Here is a 26,287-nt window from a genome sequence, read left to right as displayed (position 1 = left end):
GGTTCAACCTAGCCATCGCCCCCGGAGCCGCCGGGGCCTGCCTGCCCCCCGGGCTGCCCGAAAAAGGACGCGGGCGCCGGGCTCCCGGGAGGAGCACCGACGCCCGCGTCTGAACAGCAGCCCGGAGAGCGGGCGCTAGGGCTTGCTCTTGCCCGCGGTGCCCTGAGGCGCACCGGCCGCGCCACCCGAGGGCAGCCCCGGCACGGGCCGCGCCTGCAGCTTGCCCAGGCGCATCGGCTCCACGGCCTCGGAGATGACCTGCGGGTCCCCCACGAGGACGATCTGCATCAGCTCCGGCTTGAAGTAGAGCTCGGCCACGCGCTGCACCTCCGCGGCGCTCGCCTCCTGCAGCCCCTGCACGGTGCGGTTGAACTCGTCCATGGGGCGGTCCTGCTGGAACAGCGCCGCGGCGCTGCCCGCGAGCCCCTCCACGCTGTCGAAGGCGCCCGGGAACGCGGCGACGAGGCCCTCGCGCGCGCTCTCCAGCTCCTTGTCGGTGATGGGGTGCTCCTGCAGGCCCTCCAGCTCGTTCATCACCTCGAGCAGCGCGGGGCCGGTGACGTCCGCGCGCACGGCGCTGCTCGCGCTCAGCGGTCCCACGCCGTAGCGCGCGCTGCTGCTCGCGTTGGCGCCGTAGGTGTAGCCCTTGGCCTCGCGCAGGTTCATGTTGAGCCGGCTGCCGAAGAAGCCGCCGAACACGGTGGAGGCGAGCTCGAGCGCGTACTCGTCCGGGTGGCCCGTCTGCAGGCCCGGGCGGCCCACGGTGATCAGCGTCTGCTGCAGGCCCGGCTTGGGCACGTAGAGCACCGCCTGGCGCGGGGGCACGGGCGGCGCGGGCGGCGGCTTCGGGCGCACGGCGCCGCCCTTCCAGCCACCGAAGTACTTCTGCGCGAGCGCCTGCGCGTCCGCGAGCGTGATGTCACCGGCGAACACCAGCGCGGCGGCGCGCGGACCGGTGTGCGAGCGGTACCAGTTGCGCGCATCCGCCAGGCTCACGCTCTGCACGGTCGCGGGCGTGCCGCCGGAGACGTGCCCGTAGGGGTGGTTCTCCCCGTAGATCTGCGCGAGGTAGGCCTGCTGCGCGAGGAAGCCCGGGCTGCCGAGCCGCTGCACCAGCCCCTTGAGGTGCTGCTTCTTGCGCCGGTCGAAGTCCTTGGGCGCGAAGGTGGGCTGCTGGGTCACGCGGCTGAGCAGCTGCAGCGCGGGCTCCAGGTTGCGGGTGAGCACGCGCGTGGAGAGGAAGGCGCCGTCCGCGCCCACGTTGAGCGAGGGGCTCGCGCCCAGGTCCGAGAAGGCGTTGTCCAGCGCGATGGCGTCCAGCCCGCCGGCGCCCTCGAGCAGCATCGCGTACGCGAGGTCGCTGATCCCCGCCTTGCCGCGCGTGTCCTGCGCGCCGCCGTCCGCGAAGGCCACGCCCATGGAGACCAGCGGCAGCTCCTTGCGCGTGCTCACGATCACCGTGAGCCCGTTGGAGAGCTTCGCCTGCTCGAACCTGGGCAGCACCAGCTCCGGCTTCTGGCCGGGCGCGGGCGCGTGCGCGCGGAAGGGCTCGTCCGCGGCGGAGCCCACGGTGTTGTCTCCGGCCGGCGCGGGCTGCGGCTTGGCGGCGGCGGCCGCGGGTGCGGGGGCGGGGGCCGGCGCGGGCTGCGGCTTGGGAGCAGAGGCGCAGGCGCTGGCGAGCGCGGCGGCGCAGAGCAGGGCAGCTGAGAGGCGGCGCATCACTTCTTCTCCTGGGAGACGGTGGGGGCGGCCGCGCCGGGAGGCACGGCGTGCACGACGACGCGCGCGTCGGGGGCGAGCACCTGGGTGGCGAAGGCCTTCACCTTGGCGCCGTCCACGTGGTTGTAGCGGTCGAGGTCCTGGGCGAGGAAGTCGGGGTTGCCGAGGAAGTGGTTGTAGCCCTGCAGGGTGTCCGCCTTGCCGCCGAAGCCGCCGATGGACTGCAGCCCCGAGAGCGTGCGCGTCTCGTAGCGGTTGCGCGCGCGGGCGATCTCCTCGGGCGTCACGCCGTCGCGGCGCACCTCGTCGAGCACCGCGTCGATCTCCTTCTTCAGCGTGTCGGTGGAGACGCCGGGGCTCGCCACCGCCTGGATGGCGAACACGCTCTGCGCGCCGAGGCTCTGCTGGCTCGCGCTCACGCTCACCGCGAGCTGCTTCTCGTACACGAGCCGCCGGTAGAGCCGGCTCGCCTTGCCGTCGCTGAGCACGGTGGCGAGCACGTCCGCCGTGGCGTCGCCCTCCTTGTAGAAGGCGGGGCTGTGCCACGCGATGTACACGAGCGGCAGCGTGGCCACCTGCTCGTCGTGGCGGATCTCCACCTCCTTCGTGAGCTTCACGGGCGCGATGGTGGGCTGCTTCGGCTTGGGCCCGCTGGGCAGCGAGCCGAAGTACTTCTCGATGAGCGCCTTGGTCTTCTCCACGTCGAAGTCACCGACGATGGCGAGGGTCGCGTTGGCGGGCGCGTACCAGGTGCGGAAGAAGGCCTTCACGTCGTCCACGCTCGCCGCGTCCAGGTCCTCCATCGAGCCGATGACCGAGCCGTAGTAGGGGTGCGGCTGGGGGAAGAGCGCGTGCCAGAGCTTCTCGCGCGCGAGCCCGTAGGGCGCGGTCTCGTAGCCCTGGCGCCGCTCGTTCTTCACCACCTCCTGCTGCGTCTTGAGCTTCTCCGGGGTGAGCGTGTCCAGCAGGAAGCCCATCCGGTCGCTCTCCAGCCACAGCGCCGTCTCCAGGTGGTTGCTGGGCACGGTCTCGAAGTAGTTGGTGCGGTCGAAGTTGGTGGTGCCGTTGAGGTCGTTGGCGCCCAGCTGCTCGAGCATCGAGATGTGCACGTCGTCGCCCACGTGCTTCGAGCCCTGGAACATCATGTGCTCGAAGAGGTGCGCGAAGCCGGTGCGCCCCGGCTGCTCGTCGATGGCGCCCACGTGGTACCAGATGTTGACGGCGACCACCGGCAGCTTGCGGTCCACGCTGAGGATGACCTCGAGGCCGTTCTTCAGCGTGTACTTCTGGAAGGGGATGTCGAGGCCGGGCTGCTGCTGCTTCTGCGGGGCCGAGGCCGGCGTCGGGGCCTGCGGTGCCTGCGCGAGCGCGGGCACGGCGAGGCCGAGGACGACGGCAGCGAGGATCGCTCTCATGAGGCGGCTTTCTCCTGCTCCAGGGAAGGGGTGCGGCTTACCACGGCGCACCGGGCGCCGGGCCGGCCTCGTGGGGTACCTGCCTCCTGGGTCCCTTATTCCGGAAACTGTCCCCGCTCCCTTTGTCCTGGAGGCAGAGGGTCGGGGTGAGGGATGTCCGCAGTTGCCGTGCGCCCTACGCCGCCGCCTGCTGCAGCTCCCGCCCGCGCTGCCGCCGCGCCCGCGCCACCAGCGTGAACCCGAACCACAGCCCGAGGCATAGCACCAGGTTCCCACCGCCTGCCCACAGGCCCGCCGTCGTGGACCCGAGCACCTTGCGCACGACGACGAAGGCGTCCCCGCTCAAGCCCAGCGCGAGCGGCACGGTGGAGGCGAGCACGAGCGCGCTCGCCACGCGGTGGAAGTGCTGCGTCTCCTCGCCCTGCTCCACGATGCGGTGGTAGGCGGCCGGGGTGAGCAGCAGGAGCACGCTGAGGGCCACGCAGCCGAGGCTCGCGAGGTGCACCACGCGCGAGCCCCAGGGCAGCTGGTCGAAGGTCTTCATCAGCAGGATGGCCATCTGGAAGCCGAGCAGCGCCTGAGCGCCGGGCAGCACCATTCGGCTCTCCTGCAGCGCGTGGTCGATCTTGTCCTTCAGCTCGGTGCCCTTGCCGCCCTGCTCCTGCTGCGGGTCCATGGCCTTCTTCCTCTCGATCTCGGGGGCGCGCCGGCGCTGCTGCACGGCGGGGAAGGCGATGAAGAGCAGCAGCCCCACCGCGCCGCCGCTCACGCCGAGGGCGAGCCCGGCGCCGCGCCCCAGCACCTTCTCCGCGGAGGCGTAGAGGTCCAGCCCGATGCCCACCGCGAACAGCGGCAGCACCCAGCACATGAGGCGCCCGGTGAGGTGGTGCAGCCGGTGCGAGTCCTCTCCGCCCTCCACGATGCGGTGGAAGGAGGGCACGGTGATGAGCAGCGCGAAGGTGAGCAGCAGCAGCCCGAGCGACAGCAGCTCCAGGTGCTGGGTCGCGCGCGGCAGCTCGCTGAAGCCCTCCTCGAAGGCAGCGCGGAAGCTGAAGCCCAGCAGCACCTGGGTGCCCAGCACGAGGATGCGGTTCTCCTGCAGGGCCTTCTTCAGCTTGTCCTTCAGCTCCGCCACGCAGCCTCCTGTGGACAAGCTGTGGGTCGCGCGCGGAGGTCGCAAGCAGGCAGGCGAGCGCGCAGGGGCGTAGCGACCGGCCCCTTCCCCCACCCTTTCCCCTCCCAGGGGAGAGGGGCCACTGCTCACGGCGAGGAAGCAGAGACGCGAGGTTGCGCCGGCAGCACCCAGCGCGGCAGCCAGTCCGCGCCCTTCGCGTGGGTGAGCTGCGTGGGGGCGCTGCCATCCGCGCGCATGAGGAAGAGCTCGTCGTCCCCGGTGCGGCTGGACACGAACGCGAGGTAGCGCCCGTCCGGGCTCCACGCCGGGCTGTCGTCGCGCGACTTGCCATCCGTGAGCTGCGTGGGCACGCCGCCCTCGAGAGGCGCGAGCCACAGCCGCGTCGTGTCCGCGCTGGTGCGCTCGGCGAAGGCAATCGCGCGCGAGTCCGGACGCCACGCGAGGTCGCGCTCGTCCCCGTGCGTCTGCGCGCCGCTCGCCGCGCGCAGGTCCGTACCGTCCGGGCGCACCACGAAGACGCGGTCGCGCCCCTCGCGGTTGCTGAGGAACGCGAGCCAGCGCCCGTCCGGGCTCCACGCCGGAGACACGTCCTCCAGGTGGAAGAACGTGAGGCGGCGCGGTGGGCCGCCCGCGAGGTCCATCACGTACAGCTCGGGGTCTCCCTCGTGGCTGGAGACGAACGCGAGCTGCTTTCCAGCCGGGCTCACCGCCGGCTCGAAGGCGCCCTCGCGCACCTCGGTGAGGCGGCGCGGCGCAGGCGTGCTCCCCCCCGCGATCCCCTCCCCGGGGCTCCCCACGCGCAGCTGCACCAGGTCGCTGAAGCCCGTGGCATCCGACTCGGCCACGAGCCAGGTGCCATCCGGCCCCCAGCTGGGCGCGCGCGAGCGGGCGCTGGGGCGCGAGAGCGGCTCGGGCTCGTGCGTCGCGCCGGGCTCGAGCGAGAGCAGCATCAGCTGCTCCAGGTGCACGCCCTTCTCCTCGCGCGCGGCGGCAATGGCGAGCGCGCGTCCATCCGGGCGCACCGCCGCGGGGTACTCGTCCGCGGGGCCGCGGGTGAGCGGGCGCTCCTCGCCCGCGGGGGTGACGAGCCACACGTCCTTGTTCCCGCCGCGCTCGGAGACGAAGGCGAGGGCGCCGGGGATGGCCCGGCGCTCGGCGAGGGGGAGCGCCTCCACGGACGGGCCTGCTCCGCCGCAGCCGCGCTGCGTGCAGCCGCCGGCCACGGTGAGCACGAGGGCGAGCAGCGCGCCCGGGCGCACGGTGCGGCGGAGCGGCCTGTCCGGGGAGGCAGTATGCATGAGACTCCTAGCGGATGCGCACCGCGTCCGCGATGACCACCGAGCCGTCCGTGGTCCAGCGGCTCAGCTGCACCTTGTTCCAGCCCGCGCTGAAGCTCCAGGTGCCCAGCGCGTTCCACTGGCTGCCGTTGACGCGCTGGTCCTTGCTCACGGTGGCCAGCTTGGTGCCCGCCGCATTGTAGATGATGAAGGGCGCGGCCGCGGCGCGGTTGGTCCCGGCGGTCCACCACGCATCGATGGTCTTCGTCCCGGCGGCCGGCAGGTAGAACCAGAAGGTGGCCGGGTCGCTGATGGCTGCGGTGCTCGCGTAGTAGTAGCCGCTGCCGTAGTAGCCCGCGGTGCTCGAGGTGCTGGTCCAGTTGCCCGAGACCTCGATGCGCGCCTTGGCGCTGTCGTTGTTCGCGTTGTTGCTGTCCACCACGAACGAGGTGGAGGTGGTGCTGCCGCAGTAGCTGTTGATGCGGTTGAGGTAGTCCGTCCACGGCCAGTTGGGGCCCGGGTCGGTGCGGCTCGCGGGCTGCAGCTTGCCGTGGCCCACGATGTGGTAGCGGTCGCGGGGAATCGCCTGGCCCTTGGAGATGTCGCAGGAGAGCTTCGCGCTCGCGTCGATCTGCCCCGCGGGGAAGGAGGTCTGGCTCGCGTAGCCGCCGTGCTCGATGCCCACCGCGAAGTGGTTCACCGAGTAGCCGTTGCGCCAGCACTCCACGCTGGAGTTGAGGCTGCAGTCGTAGCTCGCGCCCACGTGCCAGGCGCGGTTCGCCTCGCGCACCAGCTGGCTGATCTCCGAGCCGCTCTCGTTCACCACGTAGTGCGCGCTCACCTGGGAGGCCGAGTTGACGAGCCAGCTCCAGCAGCTCGAGTAGCTGCCCTCGCAGGTGTGGATGACGATGAACGCCGGGTCGCCGATGTCACCGGCCGGGCGGCTGTTGTAGTTGGGGCTGGGGCGCCAGATGGAGGCCGCGTAGTCGGGGCCCGCGGTCATCGCGCGCACGCTGCGCTCGTACTTCGCCTGCACCTCGCGCGGCAGCAGGCTCACCGCCACCTCGCCCGCGGGGGTGGTGGCCATCGCTCCGTCGCGCAGCGCGCGGTACACCTCGTTGTGCACGTACTCGGAGCGCGCCTCCTCGTTCTCGATGCCGCTCAGGCGCACCGCCGCGGGCGCCCACGCGCCCAGGTCCGCGCGGTCCACGCCCAGCTCGTCCGCATACGCGCTCAGCAGCGCGGCGCCGGCGCGCAGGTGCGAGAGCGCGTCCGTCTTCGCCGCCTCCACGCTGACGCCCGCGAGCGCGGCGCCCTTCTCCAGCTGCTCGCCGCGCAGCGCGAGGATGCCGAAGGCCGCAGGGCGCCCCTCGAACTCCACCTCGCCCCTCACCATCTCCCAGCGCGTCTCCGCGTAGCCGATGGCCTTGAGCAGCTCCGAGGGCACGTTGTACTCGGCCGCCGCGCTCTCGAAGAGCGGGTCCAGCGCCTGCGGGGTGCGGCCCGCCTCGGGGTTCACGGCGGTGGGGGTGGCAGTGTCCTCGGCAGGAGCGGAGTCCTCGGGGTCCCCGCACGCCGCGAGGGCGAGCGCCGCAGCGGCGGCGGCAGCAAGGGTGGAGCGCGACAGATTCATGGGACGGTCCTTCGGCAGCGGGTGGGGAGCATCACGTCAGGGCGTCCACCACGTGCGGTTTGGAGGCCCGCGCGCAGCACGCCGGGGGCGGGGCCTGAGCAGCGTCCGTGCCATTGCGCGTCATGAGGCCTCCGTCAGAGGACGACGCGGCGCGTGAGCGACCCGCACCCACAGCGGCGCCTGACCGAAAGCAGTTCAACGGCGGGAGGGGCCGCGGCGCGTGTCCCGCACCGTGGGGCGAGCGGAAGTTGCGAGATTGACTGGCGAGTCAATCCGGCGGAGCGGAAAGGGCCGCTGCAGGTGTGGGCGGAGCGCGCACGCCGCAGGGTGACCGAATTTCGGCGAGCCGCGCGTAAAGGCGCTTTGCGGGGGCGCGCAGCGGGGAACCCGGCACCCTCACCCCGACCCTCTCCCTGGGGGAGAGGGAGGACACGGACTCAGTGCGAGCCGAGCTTGCCCTCGAGCTCGTCGAGCTCGCGCTTCACCGCGGGGTCGGTGTCGCGCAGGCGCTCCACCTTGCGCACCGCGGAGATGACGGTGGAGTGGTCCTTGGCGAAGTGCACGCCGATCTCCGGGAAGCTGCACTTGGTGAGGCGGCGGCTCAGGTACATGGCCACCTGGCGCGCATGGGCGAGCGCCTTGTGCCGCCGGTCCTCCTTCAGCGCCTCCGCGGCCACGCGGTAGTAGCGGGCCACCTCGCGCTGGATGGTCTCCACGTCCAGCGGGCGGTTCGCGGGCAGCAGGTCCTTGAGCACGTGCGCGGCGAACTCCTCCGTGACGGCCTGACCCGTGAGCGAGTGCACCGCGCTCACCTTGACGAGCGCGCCCTCCAGCTCGCGCACGTTCTTGTGCACGTTCTTGGCGATGAAGTGGCACACCCCGTCCGGGACGCGGAAGCCGTCCGCCTCGGCCTTCTTCTTGAGGATGGCGACGCGCGTCTCGTAGTTGGGCTCCTGGATGTCCGTGATGAGGCCCATCGCGAAGCGGCTGCGCAGCCGGTCCTCGAGGCCTGGGATCTCCGCGGGCACCGTGTCGCTGGTGAGCACGATGCCCTTGCCCATCTCGTGCAGGGTGTTGAAGGTGTAGAAGAACTCCTTCTGCGTCTCCTCGCGCTTGCCGAGGAACTGCACGTCGTCGATGAGGAGCAGGTCGCACTCCTCGCGGAACTTGCGCCGGAAGTCCGTCATCCGGTGGTCGCGCACGCTCTCCACGAACTCGTTCGTGAACTGCTCGCTGGAGAGGTAGACGATGCGCGCGCTCGGGTCGCGCTCGAACACGCGGTTGCCCACCGCGTGCAAGAGGTGCGTCTTGCCCAGGCCGGTGCCGCCGTAGATGAAGAGCGGGTTGTAGGCCCGCCCCGGCGCATCCGCCACGGCGGCCGCGGCGGCCGCGGGCAGCTGGTTGCTGTCCGCCACCACGTAGGTAGAGAAGGTGAAGCGCGGGTTGAGCCGCGGAGGCCGCGCGAGCGGCGCGCCGCGGGCTGCGCCTTGAACTCCCGGTGCGGGTACGAGCGCCTCGGGCACGGCCGCCACCTCCACCACCTCGTAGGCCACGCGCTGCAGCCCCTCGGCGACGCGCGCGAGCGTGCCCTCGAGCAGCGCGCGGTAGTGGTCGTCCACCCAGTCGCGGAAGAAGCGGTCCGGGACGCCGAGCACGAGCGCGTTCTCGCGCACCTCCAGCGGGCGCATCCGCTCCAGCCAGGTGAGCGCGTAGGTCTTGCCCTCGTGGCGGATCGAATCCAGGGCGAGAGCCCAGGTATTCTCTGCACTTAGGGGCATGGAGGCGGCTTCGGCGAGGGCGGTCACGGGAGGGGTACGCGGGCGCGGCGGGTGGCTCTGCGGGCGAGCGGCCGTGCTAACAAACGCCTCCTGGGCGATCAAGTTCCCGGCCGGAAGCACAGGACTTTCGCCCACTTCGCCCCCTGTTTTCGATCGGCAACGGGCGTGCCGCGCGGAAGGGGTTGTGGCCCCGGCCGGCCCGCCCCCCAAGCCCTAGTGACGGTGCGGAGAACTTGACTCCGCGTGCGGGTGATCCAGACCGATCTGCCAGGCAGGCAGGAAGGGCGGCTCCGGCGCCCCGCGTGCGGCAGGACGTTGACTTGAGTGGGAGATCGGGTTACGAGCGCCGCCTTTTCTTTGATGGGTGTTCGCGCGCGCAGTTCCGCGGGCGTTGGGCACCTTGCCGTCAGGAGCATTCGCCGTGTCCAAGCGCACGTACCAGCCGTCGAAGATCAAGCGCAACCGCAAGCACGGGTTCCGCAAGCGGAACTCCACCCGGGCCGGGCAGGACGTCCTCAAGCGCCGCCGGGCGAAGGGCCGCAAGCGGCTCGTGGTCTCCGCCGCCAAGAAGTAGGCCCGCAGCGTGTCGGCCGAGGAGCTCCCGCAGGCCCGGCCGTCCGAGCGCTTCCCGAAGGCGCAGCGCCTGCGCAAGCGGCGCGAGTTCCTCCAGGTGCAGGAGGGGGGGCAGAAGGTGTCCGCGGACCCGCTGCTCGCCCTCGTGCGCCGCAATGGCCGCCCCTACACCCGCATCGGCCTCACCGTGAGCAGCAAGGTGGGCAATGCGGTGGTGCGGGCGCGGCTGCGGCGCCTCATGCGCGAGCTGTACCGCAAGCGCCGCGCGCGCTGGCCCCTCGGAGTGGACGTGGTGCTCGTGGCGCGCACCTCCGCGAAGGACGCGGGGCTCGCCGAGCTCACGCGCGCCTTCGACCAGCTCGAGCGCCGCATCCCGAAGCTGCCCGGCATGCCCCGCGCCGCCGGCAGCGCCAGCAACGCCGCTCGAAGCAGCAGCAGCAACGCCAGCAGCAGCAGTGCGCCGCCGCCGCCCTCCCCGGAGGACGGGACCCCGCGCTAGGCCTCGCGCCCGGAGCCCTGTGTGCATGAGCCCGCTCGCCTTCCTCCTCGCGCTGCCCATCCGGCTCTACCGGGCGACGCTCTCGCGCCTGCTGCCGCCCAACACCTGCCGCTTCCACCCCACCTGCTCCGCGTACGCGCTGCAGGCGCTCGAGCGCCACGGCGGCCTGCGCGGCCTCTGGCTCACCGTGCGCCGCCTGCTGCGCTGCCACCCCTTCCACCCCGGTGGGCTCGACCCGGTGCCCTGACGGGCGCCTGACCCCGCCTCCCCTCCCCCGCCGCCCGCGCGCGCAGCCCGCGCCGGGAGGCCCCCCGAGACCCGAGACCATGAACGACCCGCTGAACCCCCAGTCCAACGAGTCGCAGCGGCGCCTGATGACCGCGCTCGCGCTGTCCTTCGCCGTCATCGCCGCCTGGCAGCTGTTCGGGCCCAAGCCGCCCGCGCCCACGCCCGGCGCGACGAGCGCCACCGCCACCGCCGATGCCGGCACCGCCGCCCCGGCCGCGACCGCCGCCGTGCCCGCTCCGGGCACGGGCGCCCAGGTGGCCGCGCCCTCCGCCGACGCGCCCCCGGTGCGCACGGTGGAGCGCGCCCGCGAGACCGCCCGCTACCGCTTCAGCTCGGAGGGCGCGGGGCTCACCTTCGCGGAGCTCGAGGGCCCCAAGATGCGCGAGCAGCAGAACACCAGCGTGCGCGAGGGCTTCGGGCTGCTGTTCGGCACCCACAAGATCGACGCGCCGCAGATGAACCTCGCCCACCCGGTCGCCGGCGAGCCCCTGCCCTTCAGCGTCTCCATCACCGGCGCCCAGCCCTTCCCCGCCCAGACGCGCTACGCGGTGCAGGAGGACGCGGGCGGCAACGGCGTGACCTTCGTCGGCCGCAGCGGGCCGTGGGAGCTGACCAAGCGCCTCACCTGGCCGAAGGAGGGCTTCGAGCTCTCGTACGTGGTGACGGTGAAGAACGTCTCCGCGCAGCCGCAGCAGGGCGAGCTGGTGATGCACCACAACCGCGCCATCGACCCGGAGTTCGAGCACGCCCCCTCCTTCTTCGGCGGCGTGGGCAACCAGAGCCTGCCCACCTGCTTCGTCGGTGACGACGCGCACGACCTGCACCCGGGCAAGGAGTTCAAGCCCGCGGACGGCGTGGGCAAGGTGGCCTACTTCGGCATCAACCAGCAGTACTTCCTCTCCGCGCTCTACCCCACCGGCGGCGCGCGCGACGGGCGCTGCGTGCTGAGCGCCACGGCGGACAAGCGCACGGTGGAGGTGGCCTTCCCGCTCAGCGTGGCACCGGGCCAGGAGGTGCAGCTGCCCTTCGGCGCCTACCTCGGGCCCAAGGACCCGGACCTGCTCAAGGCCGTGGGCCTGGGCGTCGCCGGGGCCGCGGGCAGCGTGCACCCGCCGCTCGAGAAGACCATCAACCTGGGCCTCTGGGCGGTCATCGCCAACCTGCTGCTCATCATCCTCAAGTTCTTCCACGGCATCGCCGGCAACTGGGGCGTCGCCATCATCCTGCTCACCGTGCTGGTGAAGCTCGTGCTGCTGCCGCTCACCCACAAGTCCATGGTCGCCATGGAGGGGATGAAGAAGCTGCAGCCGCGCATGGACGAGATCCGCAAGAAGTACGCGAGCGACCGCGAGCGGCAGAACCTGGAGATGATGAAGCTCTACCAGGAGGGCAAGGTGAACCCCCTGGGCGGCTGCCTCCCGATGCTTATCCAGATGCCGGTGTGGATCGCGCTCTTCACCGCCCTGCGCAACAGCTTCGACATCTACTGGGAGCCCTTCGTCGGCCCGGTGTGGCGCGACCTCACCTACAAGGACCCCACCTACCTGCTGCCGCTCGCGCTCGGCGTGACGATGATCATCACCCAGAAGCTGCAGCCGCAGATGATGGACGCGGCCCAGGCGCGGATCATGACCTGGGTGGTCCCCATCGTCTTCACCTTCTCGCTGATGCAGTACCCCGCGGGCCTCTCGCTCTACATCTTCACCAACAACCTGCTCACCATCGTGCAGCAGTGGGGCCTCAAGCGGTGGATCGCCCGGCGCGCGCCCGCGCTCGAGCCGGCCACCGCAGTGAGCGCCGGAGGCAAGCGCAAGTGAGCGCGCCCCTGCCTCCCGCGCCTGGAGCGCCTGCTCCGGCGGACGCCGCCGCCGCGCTCGCGCAGCTACGCGAGCGCACCGTGCGGCTGCTCGCGGACATCCTCGGGATGATGGGCTGCCCCGCGAGCCTCGACGTGAAGGACACCGAGGCGGGCGGCCTCTCGGTCGCGCTGCACTTCGAGGGCGCGCCGCCCCCGGGCGTCGAGGTGGGCAAGCGCAGCCAGGTGATGGACGCGCTGCAGTTCCTCCTCAACAAGATGCTGCAGCGTCCCGGGCAGGAGCGCCGCCACGTGGCGCTCGGCTGCGGCGCACACCCCGAGCCGCGCCCCGCCCAGCCGCCGCGCGCGGCCCAGGCCCCCGCCGCGGCGCCCGCGCCCGCGCCCGCCCGGACGCCCGCCGCTCCCGCCGCCGCTGCCGCCGCGAAGCCCGCCGCGCCGCAGAAGGGCGCCGCGCCTGCGCAGAAGCCCGCGCCGGCGGCGGCCGCTGCCCCCGCCCGCCCGCGCGAGCAGGATGAGCGCACCCTGGAGGTGGCGGAGGACGCCGCGCTGCAGGCTGCCGCGCGCCTGCTCGCCCAGAAGTCCAGCGGCCTGGGGCGCTTCTACGCCCTGGCGGCGATGTATCCGGAGGACCGCGCGCGCGTCTTGAAGGGTGTGGAGGGCGTGGCCGGCGTGCGCGTGGCGTGCGAGGGCGAGGGCCGCAACCGCCGGGTGGTGTTCACCCCGGAGAAGCCCGCGCCGCTCCCGCGCCGCAGCAGTGCGCTGCCGGTGGACGACGACGAGGACCTCGAGGACTAGAGGCAGGGGCACATGGGCAAGGCGAAGGGTCTCAAGGACAAGCTGTTCGGCGCGGCGGTGCTCAAGATGAGCTTCCGGCTGCGCGGCGACGAGGACTCTCCCGCCTTCCAGGTGGTGTACCCGGGCGTGCTGCGCGACCTCGAGCTGCAGGACGCCGCCGTCGAGCAGTACATCGTCGAGCACCGCGACGCGGTGGAGAAGGCCGCGCGCGGCTCCAACCCGCCGCCCCCGCCCGCCTCGCGCTAGCGTGTCCTCCCTCTCCCTCTGGGAGAGGGTCGGGGTGAGGGACGTGAGCGAAGCCATGCAACCCATGACCCTCGCCGCGCTCGCCACGCCCCCCGTGCCCGGCGCGGTGGGCATCCTGCGCCTGAGCGGCCCCGCGGCGCTGGAGGTGGGCCGCAGGCTCGCGCCGCAGGTCCCGCAGTCCCCTGCCCCGCGCCACGCGTACCTCTCGGCCTTCGTGGACGCGGGCGGGCAGCGACTCGACGAGGGGCTGTTCCTCTACTTCCAGGCACCGCGCTCCTTCACCGGTGAGGACGTGGTGGAGCTGCACGCGCATGGCAGCCCGCGCCTCTTGCGCATGCTGCTCGCGCGGGCGCTCGAGGATCCGCGCGTGCGCCCCGCGGGGCCCGGCGAGTTCACCCGGCGCGCGCTCGCGAGCGGGCGGCTGGATCTCGCGCGCGCCGAGGCCGTGGCGGACCTGGTGGAGGCGGACTCGGAGGCGGCGGTGCGCGCGGCCGCCGCGGGGCTCGCCGGGGCGCTGTCCTCGCGGGTGCGCGCGCTCGAGGAGCCGCTGCGCGCGCTGCACGCGGATCTGGAAGGCGCGCTCGACTTCCCGGACGAGGCGGAGGGCGCGGAGGCGGGTGCGGCCGAGCGCGTGGCGGCGCTCGCTGCGCAGGCGCGCGCGCTGGGGGCGGAGCTCGCGCGTGGGCGGCTCGTGCGCCGCGGGGCGCGCGTGGTGCTCTACGGGCCGGTGAATGCGGGCAAGAGCACGCTGTTCAACCGCCTGCTCGGCGAGGAGCGCGCGCTCGTGGATGCAGAGCCCGGCACGACGCGCGACGTGCTCGAGGCGCGCGTGGAGTGGGAGGGGCTCGGGCTCACCCTGCTGGACACCGCGGGCCTGCGCGAGGAGCCCGGTCGCCTCGAGGCCCTGGGCATCGCGCGCACCCGCGAGGCGTTGCGCGGTGCGGACCTCGCCGTGCTCGTGCTGCCCCCGGGCGTGAGCGCGCGCGAGGCCGAGGCGTGGCGCGCGGAGGCGGCGGATGGGGTGCTCGTGGTGTACGGGAAGGCGGACACGGCCTGGCGGCCTCCTCACGCGGATGGAGAGGGGACGTTGCGCGTGAGTGGGCTCACGGGTGAGGGCGTGGAGCGGCTGCGCGGGGAGGTGCTCGCGCGGCTGTGGGGCGGGGGCATGCCGGGCGCGGTGCTGCTCGCCTCGGAGCGGCACGCGGATGCGCTGCGGCGCTGCAGCGAGGCGCTCGCGCGCGCCGAGGAGGCCGCCGCGCTCGCGCCCCTCGAGGTGGTCTCGGGTGAGGTCGGCCTCGCGCTCGAGGCGCTCGGCGAGGTCTCGGGCACGAACGTCTCCGAGGCGCTGCTCGACACCCTCTTCGCCCGCTTCTGCATCGGCAAGTAGCGCGGTCGATGAGCGGCAGGCGTCGCGCGCGCTGCCCGATGCGTCCTCCCTCTCCCCCTGGGAGAAGGGCGGGGTGAGGGACGTGAGCGCAGCCTGCGGTCCTGTCAGCTGCTTCGCTGCACGCGCGCGCTGGGCTGCGCGGCGCGCACCGCCTCAGCGGCAGGGCTCCGGCTCGATGCGCGGAGCGAGCCCGTACGCGTCCACCCACCGGCCCTCGCGCAGCTCGAGCACCAGCGGCTGGGGGAAGGCGAGCGCGGTCGCGTCCGCGCAGCTCAGGGACACGGTGAGCTCGGCGCGGCGCTGGTCCTCGCTGAACTGCACGCGCGACAGGCTGAGGCGGACGGGTGCTGCACTGGAGCTCGCGGGCGCGAGCGCGGGCATCGCGGGGAGGCTGGCGAGGCATGCGGCGCGCTGCGTGTGGGGCGCGGGCGGAGGTGGGGGCGCATCCTCCGTGGAGACGGAGAGGCGGTGCGTGAGCGGCAGCACGCGCGGCTCGAGGTGCAGCGGCACGCCCCGGTAGAGGAGCGGGAGCGCGACCGCGTACACGGCCTTCTCCTGCGCGCTGGGCTCTGGGTCGAGGCAGGCCTCCGGCGTGAAACGCACGGGCGCGGCTGCGCAGGCGCACAGCGGTAACAGGAAGATCAGTCGCCGCATGCGTCTTCCCCGTGGAAGAGGGACGTGAGCGCCGCCCGCGGCCTGCGCAGCCATACGACGACCCCCATGAGTGCCACTGCACCGAGCACCGCCGCTGCGACGAGCAGCCACTCCGGCTCCGCCGCAGCAAGACCCACCCGATCGCTGCTCTTCTCGAAGAAGGGGGTCACGAGGTCTCCGTCAGCCGCTTCGCTACACTGGTGCGCGGGACTGTACGGCGGGCGCTGCGGGGTTGCAGCAGGGGGTGGTGACGCATGGACGTGAAGACGAAGAAGCCGGCGACGTACGCGGACATCGAGGCGCTGCCCGTCGGCTGGGTGGGAGAGATCGTCGAGGACGGGCTGTTCGCCACGCCGCGCCCGGCGTTCGGGCACGCGCGCGTCGCGTCCATGTTGGGCGGGGAGTTGAGCGGGCCCTTCGACCGCGGGCGCAACGGCCCCGGCGGCTGGTGGATCCTGGACGAGCCCGAGCTGCACCTGGGCCGCGACATCCTCGTGCCCGACCTCGCGGGCTGGCGGCGCGACCGGATGGTGAAGCCGCCTGCGCCGAGCGAGCCCTTCGTCACGCTCGCGCCCGACTGGGTGTGCGAGGTGCTCTCGCCCTCCATCGCGCTGCACGACCGCGGGCGCAAACTCACGGCCTATGCGCGCGAGGGTGTCGCGCACGCGTGGCTCATCGATCCGCTCGAGCGCTCGCTGGAGGTGTTCCGCCACTCGCCCGAGGGTTGGGTGCTGCGCGGCGTGTTCGGACGCGACGAGGTGTGCCGGCCCGAGCCCTTCGACGCCGTGCCCCTCGAGCTCGCGGTGCTCTGGCTCCCGCAGGAGGGCTAGGCCTCTCAGCCCTTCGCGGCCTCTTCCTCGAGCGCCTTGCGCAGCCGGCGCACCGCGCGCAGCAGCAGGTCCGCATCGAGCGGCGCGGCGAGGAAGCCCTTCGCCCCGAGCGCCTGGGCGCGCACGAGGTCCACCTCGGGTGCCTTGCCCGCCACGATGAGCTGGGCGCGCACGCGCTGGCCCACACCCTCCATCGCCGGCAGCGGGGCGATGACGACGGTGCGCGCGTCCGCGGCGAGCACGTCCGCGGTGCTCGCCACCTGCATCGGCAGGCCCTCGGCCGCGAGCGCGCGCAGCAGCCCCGCCGTCGCCTCGGTGCCCCAGCCGTAGAAGAGGACGCGCACGCCGGTGGGCGCGACCGAGGGGACCGCGGCATGGACCCCGCTGGGGCGGGCCGCAGGGGCGGGCGGGGCCGCCGCGGATGCAGGGGGCTCGTGCGCCAGCGGAGCGCGGCTCGCGGCGGCGGAGGGTGGGGCGGCGGAGGCGCGGTTCGCCGAAGCGCCCTCGTGCGCCGGCGCGGCGCCAGCGCTCGTCACGGCCGGGAAGGAGCCGGTGGGGCGGCGTGCGCTGGGCAGGGGCGGCGGGGTGGCGCCCGCGGGTGGGCGGACGGCTGTGCCCTGCTCGGGGCGGAAGGGGAGCGGCGTCGCGCCGGGCGCGGGGCGGTGGGCGGCGGGCTCGGGGCGGAAGGGGAGCGGCGTCGCGCCGGGGGCCGGGCGCGGGGCGGCAGGGGCCGGAGCGGGTGGGCGGAAGGGCGTGGGGGTGACCCCCGAGGGGCGCGCCGCGGGCGGGCCGCCGGGGGTGCCGGGCTGGCGCAGCGCGCGCACGTCCATGCCGTGCACGGGGGTGTTCACCGTCGCGGCCCAGGACTCCACCTCGAAGGGCATGTCCGCCTCGGCCTCGGGGAGGCTGATGGGCGTCATCGGCACGGCGCTCGCCGGAGCCGCCTCCTCGGGGTGGAAGATGCGCTGGATGGCCCGCTGGATGGCGGCGTCCGTGGCGAGGTGCGGCGTCACGCGCCCCTTGCCCGACACGCTCTTCACCGCGTCCAGCGAGGTGAGGGTGGCCGGGGCGGCGATGGCCACCACGAGCACGGTGTCGCGCGGGCCCTCCACGCGCAGCGGGACGACGCGGTGGGCCTCGGCCACCTTCAGCGGCACGAGCCGCCCGAGCGCCGGGTCCAGGGGCTGTGCGTCCAGGTCCACGGCGGGCAGCCCCGTCTGGGTGGCGAGCGCCTGCAGCACCTGGCCGGCGGAGCAGAAGCGCTGGTCCACCACCACCTGACCGAGGGGAACCCCCCACGTGCGCTGGTACGCGAGCGCCGCCTGCAGCTGCAGCGGATCGAGCGCTCCCTGCGCCACGAGGATGTCACCCAGTCGCCGCTTCATCGTCCCTCGCTGCTCTCCTGCCCTGCCGAACGCCTACCGCGCTGCAACCGCCCGGACCTGCTCGCATTTCCCGATCCCGAGGCTCGCCCGGAGGGTAGCCGGACCGCCACCGCCCGTGTCCGTGACGGTGGGACACTCTGCTTCATTCTTCCCGCTTGCCCTCAAACGTACTGTCCGACTGTTGGGCCGTCCAACTCTCCGCTGGTGGGATGTAGGCGCAGTGCGCACGTTCGCCCCCGTGGAGCGCATGACCCTGGAAGCCCTGCTGGCGCGCCTGCGCGACCGGCTGCAGCCCTCGTCCCCGGACGCGGGGACGGTGGCCGTGTCCGCACCGGAGCTCGATTCGGAGCTCGCCGGCGTGCGCATCGAGGTCGAGAGCCTCGGGCCCTACCTCTTCTTCCGCCCCGGGCACTACACGCGCAACCTCGTCTACCGGGACGACGCCTTCGAGCTGGTGCTCAACTGCTGGGACGCCGGGGCGGTGAGCCCCGTGCACGAGCACGCGGGGCAGGAGTGCTGGTTCTCCATCCAGGCCGGCGCCTTCCTCCTGGAGAACTTCCCGCTGCTCGCGGGCGGGCGGGTGCCGGGGCACGCGCGGCTGGGTCCGCCCGAGTGCGTGGGTCCGGTGGGCGTGGGCCACGTGGACCACCGCACCCCGAGCGCCTCGGTGCACCGGGTGCGCGCACTGGACGGCCCCGCGGTGAGCCTCCACGTCTACGCGCGGCCCATCGACAGCTGCCTCGTGTTCGACCTCGCGCGCCAGCGCTGTCACCTGCGCCAGCTGCGCTACGACTCCGTGTTCGGCCGCGTGGTGCGCCCGCTGCCCGAGCGGCCCCAGGGTGTGGACGCGCGGCACTAGCGCGCGGCCGTAGACCTTTTTCGCGCGCGGCGCGTTCACCTCGCTGGGCCTGCTGCCACCGGCCCGCGTCCCCGTCGCTGCGTCCCACCCTGCCCTCCTGCCGGAGCCTGCGCCCCCGTGCGCGCCTCCGGCGGAAGAGAGGAAAGCCATGTCCCGCGTCCGCCCTGCCCTGCTCTCTGCCCTGGTGTTCCTCGCCGCTCCCGCGCTCGCCGCTGCGCCCACGCCTCCGGTGCGCGTGGGAGAGCCTTCCCCGGAGGCCGCGGCCGCGGCGCCGCGGGTGCAGATCGCCCTGCTGCTGGACACCTCCGGCAGCATGGACGGGCTCATCCACCAGGCGCGCGAGCAGCTGTGGAAGGTGGTCAATACCTTCGCCCACGCGCGGCGCGAGGGCGTGCGGCCCACGCTGGAGATCGCGCTCTACGAGTACGGCAACGACTCGCTCAGCGCGGAGGGGGGCTACATCCGCCAGGTGCTGCCCTTCACGCGCGACCTGGACCGCGTGTCCGAGGCGCTCTTCGGGCTCACCACGAACGGCGGCAGCGAGTACTGCGGCCAGGTCATCCAGCGCGCGACGCAGCAGCTCGCGTGGAGCACGCGCAAGGGCGACCTGAAGCTGCTCTACATCGCGGGCAACGAGCCCTTCAGCCAGGGGCCCGTGGCATGGAAGACGGCGGTGGCGGCGGCGAAGGAGCACGGGGTGCGCGTGAACACGCTGCACTGCGGAGACGCGGACGAGGGCGCGCGCACGGGCTGGAAGGAGGCGGCGCTCGCGGGTGGCGGGCGCTACCTCGCCTTCGACCACACGCGCGCGGTGGCGCAGGTGGCGGCGCCGCAGGACGCGGAGATTGCCCAGCTGGGTGAGGCGCTCAACCGCACCTACGTGGGCTACGGCGCGCAGGCGCCGGCGGCCGCAGCGCGCCAGGGCATGCAGGATGCGAACGCGAAGAGCGCGTCTCCGAGCGCCGCGGCCGAGCGCGCGGTGAGCAAGGCCTCGGGCGCGTACGACAACTCGAGCTGGGACCTGGTGGACCGCAAGCGCAAGGGAGAGTCGGTCGCGGCGGCAGCGCCCGTTGCACAGCTGCCCGCGGAGCTGCGCGCGCTCTCGGAGCCCGAGCGCGAGGCGTACGTGGAGAAGAAGTCGAAGGAGCGCGAGCAGCTGCAGCAGCGCATCGCGAAGCTCGCCGCCGAGCGCCAGGCCTTCCTCGCCGCGGAGGAGAAGAAGAGCGCCGCGGCCGGCGCCGCCACGCTCGACAGCGCCGTGCTCCAGAGCGCGAAGGCCGAGGCTGCGGAAGAGGGCTACGCGTTCTAGGGCGTCCTCCCTCTCCCCGTGGGAGAGGGAGGACGCAGCGGCCCTAGTTCATCGGGTCCGCAATGGGCGCGAGCACGTGCTGCTCCTGCTGCGTGCCCACGCCCAGCTGCTGCGCGAGGCGCGAGAGGGTGCGCGCGCTCTGGCGCAGCGGCTGGAGCGAGACGCTCGCCTCGCCCACCTCCTCGTCGCTGTTGTCCTCCTGGCCGCCGCCGAGCAGCTCGGCGATCAGCTCGCCCGGGCTCTTGGTGCGCGGGAACAGCTCCACGCGGACCTCCTTGTCCGCGGCCAGCTTCGCCTCCTCCTTGGCGAGCTTCAGCGCGGTGGGCAGGCCGCCCAGCGCGTCCACCAGGCCCAGCGCCTTCGCGTCCTCGCCCGTCCACACGCGCCCGCGGGCAATCGCCTGCAGCTTCTCGAGCGGCAGCTTGCGCCCGGCGGCCGCGCGCGTGGTGAAGTCCAGGTAGATGCGGTCCATCATCGCCTCGATGCGCGCCTGCTGCTCGGGCGTGTACGGCGCGTCCGAGCTGGTCAGCGTGGCCATCTTCCCCAGCGCGATGGTGTCCCAGTTCACGCCCAGCTTCTCCCACAGCCCGGCCGTCACGAACTTGCCGCCGAACACGCCGATGCTCCCGGTGAGCGTGCCCGGCTGCGCCACGATGCGGGTCGCGTCCATGGACACCAGGTAGCCGCCGCTCGCCGCGAGGCCGCCCATGCTCACGATGACCGGCTTGCCCGCCTCCTTCGCGCGCTGCACCTCGCGGCGGATGGTGTCGCTCGCCACGTAGGAGCCGCCCGGGCTGTCCACCCGGAACACGATCGCCTTCACCGCGTCGTCCTCGATCGCCTTGCGCAGCGCCCCGGCCACCGTGTCCGCGCCCATGCTGCCGTCACCGGAGAGCGGGTTGCCGTGGCTCTTGCCGCGCTCCACCCCGCCCACCCCGTACACCAGCGCCACCTTGTCGCGGCCCGACTCGTGCGGGCGCCCCGCGCGCTTGAGGTACTTGCTCAGGTAGAGCAGCTCCGCGTCGTGGCCCGCCGCCTTCTTCACCTTCTCGATCACCTCGTCGCGGTACGCGAGCCCGTCCACCAGCTTCGCCTGCAGTGCCTCGCTCGCCATCAGGGGCGCGCGGTCCACCAGCGCCTGCACGCCCTCCACCGTGAGCTTGCGGTCCTCGGCGATGCCCCGGAGCATCTGTCCCTGCAGGCTGCCCAGGTACTTCTCCGTCGCCTCGCGGTGCGGCGCCGTGTAGCCCTTCTCCGTGTAGGTGTTGGGCGCGTTCTTGTACTCGTAGCGCTTGGAGATCTGCGGCTGGATGCCGAGCTTGTCGAAGGCCTCGCGCGCGAAGGGCGTCTCCTGCGAGAGCCCCACCAGCCCGATGTCCCCGCTCTGCTGCACGTAGACCTCGTCGAAGGCGCTCGCCAGGTAGTACGCGCCGTTCGCGCCGCTGAACTCCCCGAAGGTGTCCGCGTACGCCACCGCCTTCTTGCCGCTCTTGCGGAAGGCCTTCACCGCGTCGCGCAGCTCCTGCACCGCCGCGAAGGAGCCCGGGCTGCCGCTGATGCGCACCACCAGCGCCTTCACCCGCCCGTCCTTCGCGCCCTTCTCCAGTGCGTCCACCACGTCGCGCACCGTGGTCTTGCTCCCGCCGAACGCGGAGGCCAGGTCCCCCTCCGGCGCGCTCTCCGGCAGGGGCGCTTCGATCTGCAGCTCGAGCACCGTGGCCGAGGGCACCGTGGGCTTGCGCGAGGCGCCCACGAACACCAGCGCGATCAGGCCGAAGAAGAGGAGCAGGCTGAGCACGCCGATGGCGGCGAGCAGGCCGATGAGGAAGCGCTTCATGGGGGGGTGGACTCCTTCCAGAGAAGACCTCCACGCTGACCGCTCGCGCCCGCACACGCAAGCGAGAGCCGCCATCCGGGATGTGGGCTGCGGGGCGGTGGGTTAGAAGCTCTACGATGCTCACCCGCCTCGCGCTCGCCCTCCTCCTCGTCGCCTTCAGCAGCCAGGCAGCCGGCCCTGCCCCGGCGCCCGCCGCCTCCGCCGCGCCGCCCCCCGCCGCTGCGGCCCCGGCGCTGCCCGCGCCCGTGGCCAGCGTGGAGGGCATCCGCGAGTACCGGCTCGCGAACGGGATGCGCGTGCTGCTCTTTCCCGACCCCACCAAGGCCACCGTCACGGTGAACGTGACCTACTTCGTGGGCAGCAAGCACGAGGGCTACGGCGAGACGGGCATGGCGCACCTGCTCGAGCACCTGCTCTTCAAGGGCACGCCCACCACGCCCGACGTGCCCCAGGCGCTCACCGAGCGCGGCGCGCGCCCCAACGGCACCACCTGGCTGGACCGCACCAACTACTTCGAGACCCTGCCCGCCTCCGAGGCCAACCTCCAGTGGGCGCTCGGGTTCGAAGCGGACCGGATGGTGAACAGCTTCGTGCGCGCCTCCGACCTCGCGAGCGAGATGACCGTGGTGCGCAACGAGCTGGAGCGCGGCGAGAACGACCCGCACGGCGTGCTCTTCGAGCGGATGATGAGCAGCGCCTTCCTCTGGCACAACTACGGCAAGAGCACGATCGGCGCGCGCGCGGACCTGGAGCACGTGCCCATCGAGCGGCTGCAGGCCTTCTACCGGACCTACTACCAGCCGGACAACGCGATGCTCGTGGTGGCCGGGCGCTTCGAGCCGCAGCGCGCGCTCGAGCTCGCGCAGGCCACCTTCGGCAAGCTGCCCCGCCCCAAGCGCGCCCTGCCCCACAGCTACACCGAGGAGCCGGTGCAGGACGGCGAGCGCGAGGTGACCCTGCGGCGCGTGGGCGAGGTGGGGCTCGTGGGCGCCGTCTACCACGTGCCCGAGGGCGCCCACCCGGACTTCGCCGCCATCGACGTGCTCACGGAGATCATGGGCTCGGCGCCCAGCGGCCGCCTCTACAAGGCGCTGGTGGAGACGAAGAAGGCGGCGAGCGCGGGCGCCTTCAACTACCAGCTGCAGGACCCCGGCGTGCTCGCCTTCAGCGCGGAGCTGCGCGCGGGCGCCCCGCTCGCCCCCGCGCGCGCGGCGCTGCTCGAGACCGTGGAGGGCGCGGCGAAGGCGCCCTTCACCGCCGAGGAGGTCTCGCGTGCGAAGACCACGCTGCTCAAGGGCATCGAGCTCACGCTCAACAACTCCGAGCGCGCCGCCATCCTCATGTCCGAGTGGGCGGCGATCGGCGACTGGCGCATGCTCTTCCTGCACCGCGACCGCATCGAGGCCGTGAAGCCCGAGGACGTGACGCGCGTGGCGCAGGACTACCTGAAGCAGAGCAACCGCACCCTGGGCGAGTTCGTGCCCACGCCGAAGCCCGACCGCGCGCCGCAGCCCCCGCACGTGGACGTGGCGAAGATGCTCGAGGGCTACAAGGGCCGCGCCGAGGTCGCGCAGGGCGAGGCCTTCGATCCCAGCCCCGCGAGCGTGGAGGCGCGCGTGAAGCGCTCGCAGCTGCCCGGCGGGCTCAAGCTCGCGCTGCTCAGCAAGAGGACGCGCGGCCAGATGGTGAACGTGCAGCTGTCCCTGCACTTCGGCACCCTGGAGGCGGTGAAGGGCAAGAGCGACGCGGCCGACTACGCCGGTGCCATGCTCATGCGCGGCACGCAGAAGCACAGCCGCCAGGAGCTCAAGGATCTCTTCGACAAGCTCAAGGCGCGCGTGGGCGTGGGCGGCGGCGCGCTCGGCGCGAGCGCCTTCATCGAGACCACCCGCGAGAACCTCCCCGCCGTGCTGCGCCTGGTGGCCGAGGTGCTGCAGCAGCCCGCCTTCGACCCCAAGGAGTTCGGCGAGCTGCAGCAGGCCTGGCTCGCCTCCGCCGAGTCCCAGCGCTCGGAGCCGGATGCGCAGGGCTACACCGCCTACCGCCGCACCCTGCTGCCCTACCCCAAGGGCCACCCCTTCTACGTGCCCACCCTGCAGGAGAACATCGACAACCTGCAGCGCACCCCGCTCGCCGAGGCGCGCGCCTTCTACAAGGAGTTCTACGGCGCGGACCACGCCGAGCTCGCCGCCGTGGGCGACTTCGACGAGAAGGCGCTCGCGCAGCTCGCCGGCGAGCTCTTCGGCCGCTGGAAGAGCCCGCGTCCCTACGTGCGCGTGCCCGGCGAGTTCAAGGACGTGCCCGCGCAGACGAAGGTGCTGGAGACGCCGGACAAGGCGAACGCCGTGTTCCTCGCGGGCCAGAACCTGCGCCTGCGCGACGACGACCCGGACTACCCCGCGCTCGTGCTGGGCAACTTCCTGCTCGGCGGCGGCTTCCTCAACTCGCGCCTCGCCACCCGCGTGCGCCAGAAGGAGGGCCTGAGCTACGGGGTGAGCAGCTCCCTGACCGCGAGCGCGCTGGACCCCGTGGGCGCCTTCTTCACCAACGCCATCTACGCCCCCGAGAACGCCCAGCGCCTGGAGACCGCCGTGCGCGAGGAGCTGCAGCGCGTGCTCGACGCGGGCTTCACGAAGGAGGAGCTGGAGAAGGGGCGCGCGGGGCTGCTCGAGTACCGCCAGTCGGGCCGCGCCCAGGACGCAGGGCTCGCGCGCCAGCTGAGCGGCTACCTGTTCCTCGGACGCACGCTGCAGTGGGACGCGGAGCTGGAGCGGAGGATCGCGCAGCTCACCCCCAAGGACGTGCAGGAGGCGCTGCGCCGGCACATCGACCCCGCGAAGCTCACCGTCGTGCGGGCGGGGGACTTTGCCGGGGCCAAGGCGCGCAGCGCCGAGGGGACGCCGGTGCCGGCGGCGGGGCGGAAGTAGCGCGGCGCAGGTCCCTCTCCCAGGGGGAGAGGGGACGGCTTCGCTCGCGAGCTTCCGCTGGGTGAAGCTCCAGGCGGTCAGCGCGCGGTGCTCGCGCGGGTGACCGTGCCCCGCTCCACCGCCCAGCCGCGCTCGGCGGGCTCCACCCGCTGCGGCAGGTCGTAGGCGCGCACCTGCGGCGTGCCGCCGGGCGCGGTGGCGAGCGCGAAGACGCGCCCCGCGTGCAGCGCCCAGTCCCCCTGCACCGTCTCCTGCTCACACAGTGCGGGCGCCTGCAGCGTCTGCCCCTCCGCCGACACCTCCCGCAGCTCACTCCTGCCGTCGCCCGGGCGCACGGGCAGGAGCACGCTGCCGCGCGCGGTGTACAGCGCGCGGCTCGGCTGCGGCGTCACCACGCTCCAGCGGGGCAGCCCCGTGCGCACGTCCAGCGCCGAGAGCTGCGTGCGGCCCTCCGTCGCGTTCGTCCAGGCGAAGGCCAGCGCATCGCCGCCCACCGGGCTGGGCATCCAGGCCGCTCCGCGACTGCCATAGAGCAGCGCGCCCGTCTGCGCGTCCAGCACCTGGCCCCCGTCGGTCCACACCCGCACGCCCCACGCCGCGCGGGGGGTGCCCACCTGCGGGGCGCGCCAGCGCAGGTTGCCCTGCGCATCCAGCGCGCGCAGCTCGTGCAGCGCCTCGTCTCCCACGTACACCCAGCCCCCCTCGTCCAGCAGCAGGCGGGTGGGGGCGTAGCCCTGCTCGAAGCGCGTCAGCACGTGCACCGCGCGCTGCGCGGGCTGCAGCCGCAGCAGCAGTGAGGCGGGGGCTTGCTGGGTCGCGGTGTGCACCAGGGCGTAGACGTCCCCGTTGCTGCGCGCCGCGAGCCCCCACACCGCCGTGCCCTGCAGCGCGCTGCCCGGGACCCCGAGGGCAAACCCCAGCGTATCCGCCAGCTCCGGGCGCCAGCGCAGGCTGCCGTCCTCCCGCCTGCGCCACTCTGGCGGACCGTTTACGCCGAGCACCACGTCGTCACCGGACACCAGCAGCGTGCCCTGTGCGGTGCTCGCGCAGTCGCCCTTGCCCAGCGCCACCCGGTAGCGCGGCAGCCCCTGCCGGCTCGCCGACACCAGCTCGCAGTCCGCGCCCGCGCTGAGGCGCACGTACTCGAACCAGTACACGTTGCCCTCGGCGTCCACGAGCCCGGGGAAGTTCAGCTTCTTGCCCTCTGGCTGCGCGTAGCGCCACGCAGCGCTCAGCTCGCCGCTGTCCGTCACGCAGGTGCCCGCCGCGCAGACCCCCGCGCACGCGTTCGCCCCGCACGCCGTTCCGTCCGGCGCCAGCGCGTGCGTGCACACGCCCGCCTCCACATCCAGGTGCGCCGTGCGGCAGGGGCCCAGCGCCTCGCAGCGGGGCGCCGGGGCTGCGCGCCCCTCGAGCTCCACCTCCACGGCCTCGCCGCCCTCGCCCTCCACGCGCAGCCGCCCCGCGAAGAGCCCTACCGCCTCCGGCGCGAACTGCACCTGCACCTCGCGGTAGCCGAGCGACGGCAGCTCCAGGGGCTCGGGCGCCGTGAAGGCCGGGGAGTCGGAGCGGAAGGTCACCCGCAGTGGGCGCTCTCCCGCGTTGAGCACCCGCACCATGCCCTCGCGCCGCTGCCCCACGAAGGCCGGCTCGAAGCGCAGGGCCGCGGCGCTCGCCTGCAGCCGCGTCGTGGCGAGCCCCCCGCCCCCCTCCGTCCCCCCGCAGCCCGCCGCGAGCAGCCCCAGCGCCAGCAGCGCACCCAGCGCGTGCACTCCCCTGCTCCCCGCCATCGCCTCCCCCTCCCCACCCTGCCCCGCCAGCGCCCGAGGTAGGAACGCGGGGAGGCTCGGGGAAGGGGGCCGCGGCCCGGACGTCCGCCAGTGCGCAGGCGCTCAGGGGCGGGTGGGCGGTGGTGTACGGCGGGG

Annotated in this window: 22 protein-coding genes; 11 read left to right on the top strand and 11 right to left on the bottom strand. The window is 73.4% G+C overall.

What is annotated here, in order from left to right; translation table 11 throughout:
- Positions 1-135: 135 nt before the first annotated feature.
- The 6 genes from FGE12_RS23795 to dnaA all read right to left on the bottom strand — a co-directional run bounded on the left by FGE12_RS23795 (position 136) and on the right by dnaA (position 8,984).
- Entirely contained in the window at positions 136-1,719 is a 1,584-nt protein-coding gene (locus FGE12_RS23795; RefSeq protein WP_153868874.1) for a pitrilysin family protein, read from the bottom strand.
- The gene (locus tag FGE12_RS23790; RefSeq protein ID WP_153868873.1) at positions 1,719-3,134 is read right to left on the bottom strand and encodes a pitrilysin family protein; all 1,416 of its coding nucleotides are present in this window, start codon (positions 3,132-3,134) and stop codon (positions 1,719-1,721) included. Before FGE12_RS23790 ends, FGE12_RS23795 begins: the two co-directional genes overlap by 1 nt.
- 175 nt (positions 3,135-3,309) lie before the next feature.
- The gene (locus FGE12_RS23785) at positions 3,310-4,269 is read right to left on the bottom strand and encodes a DUF6328 family protein (RefSeq protein WP_153868872.1); all 960 of its coding nucleotides are present in this window, start codon (positions 4,267-4,269) and stop codon (positions 3,310-3,312) included.
- A gap of 125 nt (positions 4,270-4,394) precedes the next feature.
- A complete protein-coding gene (locus FGE12_RS23780) occupies positions 4,395-5,567 on the bottom strand; it encodes a PD40 domain-containing protein (RefSeq protein WP_153868871.1) in 1,173 nt (390 codons plus the stop codon).
- Positions 5,568-5,574: 7 nt separating this feature from the next.
- Positions 5,575-7,179: an N-acetylmuramoyl-L-alanine amidase gene (locus FGE12_RS23775; RefSeq protein ID WP_153868870.1), complete on the bottom strand. Its 1,605-nt coding sequence runs from the start codon at positions 7,177-7,179 to the stop codon at positions 5,575-5,577.
- A gap of 437 nt (positions 7,180-7,616) precedes the next feature.
- On the bottom strand, positions 7,617-8,984 hold the full coding sequence (dnaA, locus tag FGE12_RS23770; RefSeq protein WP_194798202.1) for a chromosomal replication initiator protein DnaA: 1,368 nt from the start codon (positions 8,982-8,984) through the stop codon (positions 7,617-7,619).
- Positions 8,985-9,378: 394 nt separating this feature from the next.
- Here dnaA and rpmH point away from each other — a divergent pair, with 394 nt between their 5' ends.
- The 7 genes from rpmH to FGE12_RS23735 all read left to right on the top strand — a co-directional run bounded on the left by rpmH (position 9,379) and on the right by FGE12_RS23735 (position 14,561).
- Positions 9,379-9,531, top strand: a complete 153-nt coding sequence (gene rpmH / locus FGE12_RS23765; protein WP_194798201.1) for a 50S ribosomal protein L34 — start codon at positions 9,379-9,381, stop codon at positions 9,529-9,531.
- 9 nt (positions 9,532-9,540) lie between these two features.
- Positions 9,541-10,029 (top strand): ribonuclease P protein component, encoded by a 489-nt coding sequence (gene rnpA, locus FGE12_RS23760; protein ID WP_194798200.1) that lies wholly within the window; start codon positions 9,541-9,543, stop codon positions 10,027-10,029.
- A 25-nt stretch (positions 10,030-10,054) separates the two neighbouring features.
- Positions 10,055-10,276, top strand: coding sequence for a membrane protein insertion efficiency factor YidD (gene yidD / locus FGE12_RS23755; RefSeq protein WP_153868867.1), 222 nt, complete (start codon positions 10,055-10,057; stop codon positions 10,274-10,276).
- 79 nt (positions 10,277-10,355) lie between these two features.
- Positions 10,356-12,134 carry a membrane protein insertase YidC gene (gene yidC / locus FGE12_RS23750; RefSeq protein WP_153868866.1) on the top strand — a complete coding sequence of 593 codons (1,779 nt, stop codon included), beginning with the start codon at positions 10,356-10,358 and terminating at the stop codon, positions 12,132-12,134.
- On the top strand, positions 12,131-12,928 hold the full coding sequence (locus tag FGE12_RS23745) for a hypothetical protein (RefSeq protein ID WP_153868865.1): 798 nt from the start codon (positions 12,131-12,133) through the stop codon (positions 12,926-12,928). Before yidC ends, FGE12_RS23745 begins: the two co-directional genes overlap by 4 nt.
- A 12-nt stretch (positions 12,929-12,940) precedes the next feature.
- A complete protein-coding gene (locus FGE12_RS23740) occupies positions 12,941-13,174 on the top strand; it encodes a hypothetical protein (RefSeq protein ID WP_153868864.1) in 234 nt (77 codons plus the stop codon).
- A gap of 55 nt (positions 13,175-13,229) precedes the next feature.
- Positions 13,230-14,561 carry a tRNA modification GTPase gene (locus FGE12_RS23735; RefSeq protein ID WP_153868863.1) on the top strand — a complete coding sequence of 444 codons (1,332 nt, stop codon included), beginning with the start codon at positions 13,230-13,232 and terminating at the stop codon, positions 14,559-14,561.
- A gap of 153 nt (positions 14,562-14,714) precedes the next feature.
- On the opposite strand, the gene FGE12_RS23730 is transcribed toward FGE12_RS23735, so the two are convergent.
- Positions 14,715-15,215, bottom strand: a complete 501-nt coding sequence (locus FGE12_RS23730) for a hypothetical protein (RefSeq protein ID WP_153868862.1) — start codon at positions 15,213-15,215, stop codon at positions 14,715-14,717.
- Positions 15,203-15,385 carry a hypothetical protein gene (locus tag FGE12_RS23725; RefSeq protein WP_153868861.1) on the bottom strand — a complete coding sequence of 61 codons (183 nt, stop codon included), beginning with the start codon at positions 15,383-15,385 and terminating at the stop codon, positions 15,203-15,205. Before FGE12_RS23725 ends, FGE12_RS23730 begins: the two co-directional genes overlap by 13 nt.
- A gap of 84 nt (positions 15,386-15,469) precedes the next feature.
- Between FGE12_RS23725 and FGE12_RS23720 the strand changes: the two genes are divergently transcribed.
- Complete coding sequence (locus FGE12_RS23720; RefSeq protein WP_153868860.1) at positions 15,470-16,045, top strand: Uma2 family endonuclease; 576 nt, start codon at positions 15,470-15,472, stop codon at positions 16,043-16,045.
- Between the two features lie 5 nt (positions 16,046-16,050).
- Here FGE12_RS23720 and FGE12_RS23715 read toward each other — a convergent pair whose 3' ends face one another.
- On the bottom strand, positions 16,051-17,430 hold the full coding sequence (locus tag FGE12_RS23715; protein WP_153868859.1) for a general secretion pathway protein GspE: 1,380 nt from the start codon (positions 17,428-17,430) through the stop codon (positions 16,051-16,053).
- Between the two features lie 247 nt (positions 17,431-17,677).
- Between FGE12_RS23715 and FGE12_RS23710 the strand changes: the two genes are divergently transcribed.
- A complete protein-coding gene (locus FGE12_RS23710) occupies positions 17,678-18,289 on the top strand; it encodes a cysteine dioxygenase family protein (RefSeq protein ID WP_153868858.1) in 612 nt (203 codons plus the stop codon).
- A 148-nt stretch (positions 18,290-18,437) separates the two neighbouring features.
- Entirely contained in the window at positions 18,438-19,598 is a 1,161-nt protein-coding gene (locus tag FGE12_RS23705; protein ID WP_153868857.1) for a VWA domain-containing protein, read from the top strand.
- Positions 19,599-19,641: 43 nt separating this feature from the next.
- Here the strand turns inward: FGE12_RS23705 and sppA are convergent, their stop codons facing one another.
- Positions 19,642-21,435 carry a signal peptide peptidase SppA gene (sppA, locus tag FGE12_RS23700; RefSeq protein WP_153868856.1) on the bottom strand — a complete coding sequence of 598 codons (1,794 nt, stop codon included), beginning with the start codon at positions 21,433-21,435 and terminating at the stop codon, positions 19,642-19,644.
- Positions 21,436-21,551: 116 nt separating this feature from the next.
- Here sppA and FGE12_RS23695 point away from each other — a divergent pair, with 116 nt between their 5' ends.
- Positions 21,552-24,362 carry a pitrilysin family protein gene (locus tag FGE12_RS23695; protein ID WP_228531034.1) on the top strand — a complete coding sequence of 937 codons (2,811 nt, stop codon included), beginning with the start codon at positions 21,552-21,554 and terminating at the stop codon, positions 24,360-24,362.
- A 77-nt stretch (positions 24,363-24,439) separates the two neighbouring features.
- Here the strand turns inward: FGE12_RS23695 and FGE12_RS23690 are convergent, their stop codons facing one another.
- Complete coding sequence (locus tag FGE12_RS23690; RefSeq protein ID WP_153868854.1) at positions 24,440-26,134, bottom strand: PQQ-binding-like beta-propeller repeat protein; 1,695 nt, start codon at positions 26,132-26,134, stop codon at positions 24,440-24,442.
- Between the last annotated feature and the right edge of the window lie 153 nt (positions 26,135-26,287).

The sequence above is a fragment of the Aggregicoccus sp. 17bor-14 genome (assembly GCF_009659535.1).
In the GTDB taxonomy this organism is placed as follows: Bacteria; Myxococcota; Myxococcia; order Myxococcales; family Myxococcaceae; genus Aggregicoccus.
The sequence above is the reverse complement of the archived record's forward strand: the minus strand, read 5'-3'. Positions and strand labels throughout refer to the sequence as shown.

Bases quoted from the DNA above. Each gene is read 5' to 3' on its own strand.
- FGE12_RS23795 (WP_153868874.1), bottom strand. From the start codon at position 1,719: ATGCGCCGCCTCTCAGCTGCCCTGCTCTGCGCCGCCGCGCTCGCCAGC.
- FGE12_RS23790 (WP_153868873.1), bottom strand. From the start codon at position 3,134: ATGAGAGCGATCCTCGCTGCCGTCGTCCTCGGCCTCGCCGTGCCCGCG.
- FGE12_RS23780 (WP_153868871.1), bottom strand. From the start codon at position 5,567: ATGCATACTGCCTCCCCGGACAGGCCGCTCCGCCGCACCGTGCGCCCG.
- FGE12_RS23775 (WP_153868870.1), bottom strand. From the start codon at position 7,179: ATGAATCTGTCGCGCTCCACCCTTGCTGCCGCCGCCGCTGCGGCGCTC.
- yidD (WP_153868867.1), top strand. From the start codon at position 10,055: ATGAGCCCGCTCGCCTTCCTCCTCGCGCTGCCCATCCGGCTCTACCGG.
- yidC (WP_153868866.1), top strand. From the start codon at position 10,356: ATGAACGACCCGCTGAACCCCCAGTCCAACGAGTCGCAGCGGCGCCTG.
- FGE12_RS23740 (WP_153868864.1), top strand. From the start codon at position 12,941: ATGGGCAAGGCGAAGGGTCTCAAGGACAAGCTGTTCGGCGCGGCGGTG.
- FGE12_RS23735 (WP_153868863.1), top strand. From the start codon at position 13,230: ATGCAACCCATGACCCTCGCCGCGCTCGCCACGCCCCCCGTGCCCGGC.
- FGE12_RS23730 (WP_153868862.1), bottom strand. From the start codon at position 15,215: ATGCGGCGACTGATCTTCCTGTTACCGCTGTGCGCCTGCGCAGCCGCG.
- FGE12_RS23720 (WP_153868860.1), top strand. From the start codon at position 15,470: ATGGACGTGAAGACGAAGAAGCCGGCGACGTACGCGGACATCGAGGCG.
- FGE12_RS23715 (WP_153868859.1), bottom strand. From the start codon at position 17,430: ATGAAGCGGCGACTGGGTGACATCCTCGTGGCGCAGGGAGCGCTCGAT.
- FGE12_RS23710 (WP_153868858.1), top strand. From the start codon at position 17,678: ATGACCCTGGAAGCCCTGCTGGCGCGCCTGCGCGACCGGCTGCAGCCC.
- FGE12_RS23705 (WP_153868857.1), top strand. From the start codon at position 18,438: ATGTCCCGCGTCCGCCCTGCCCTGCTCTCTGCCCTGGTGTTCCTCGCC.
- sppA (WP_153868856.1), bottom strand. From the start codon at position 21,435: ATGAAGCGCTTCCTCATCGGCCTGCTCGCCGCCATCGGCGTGCTCAGC.
- FGE12_RS23695 (WP_228531034.1), top strand. From the start codon at position 21,552: ATGCTCACCCGCCTCGCGCTCGCCCTCCTCCTCGTCGCCTTCAGCAGC.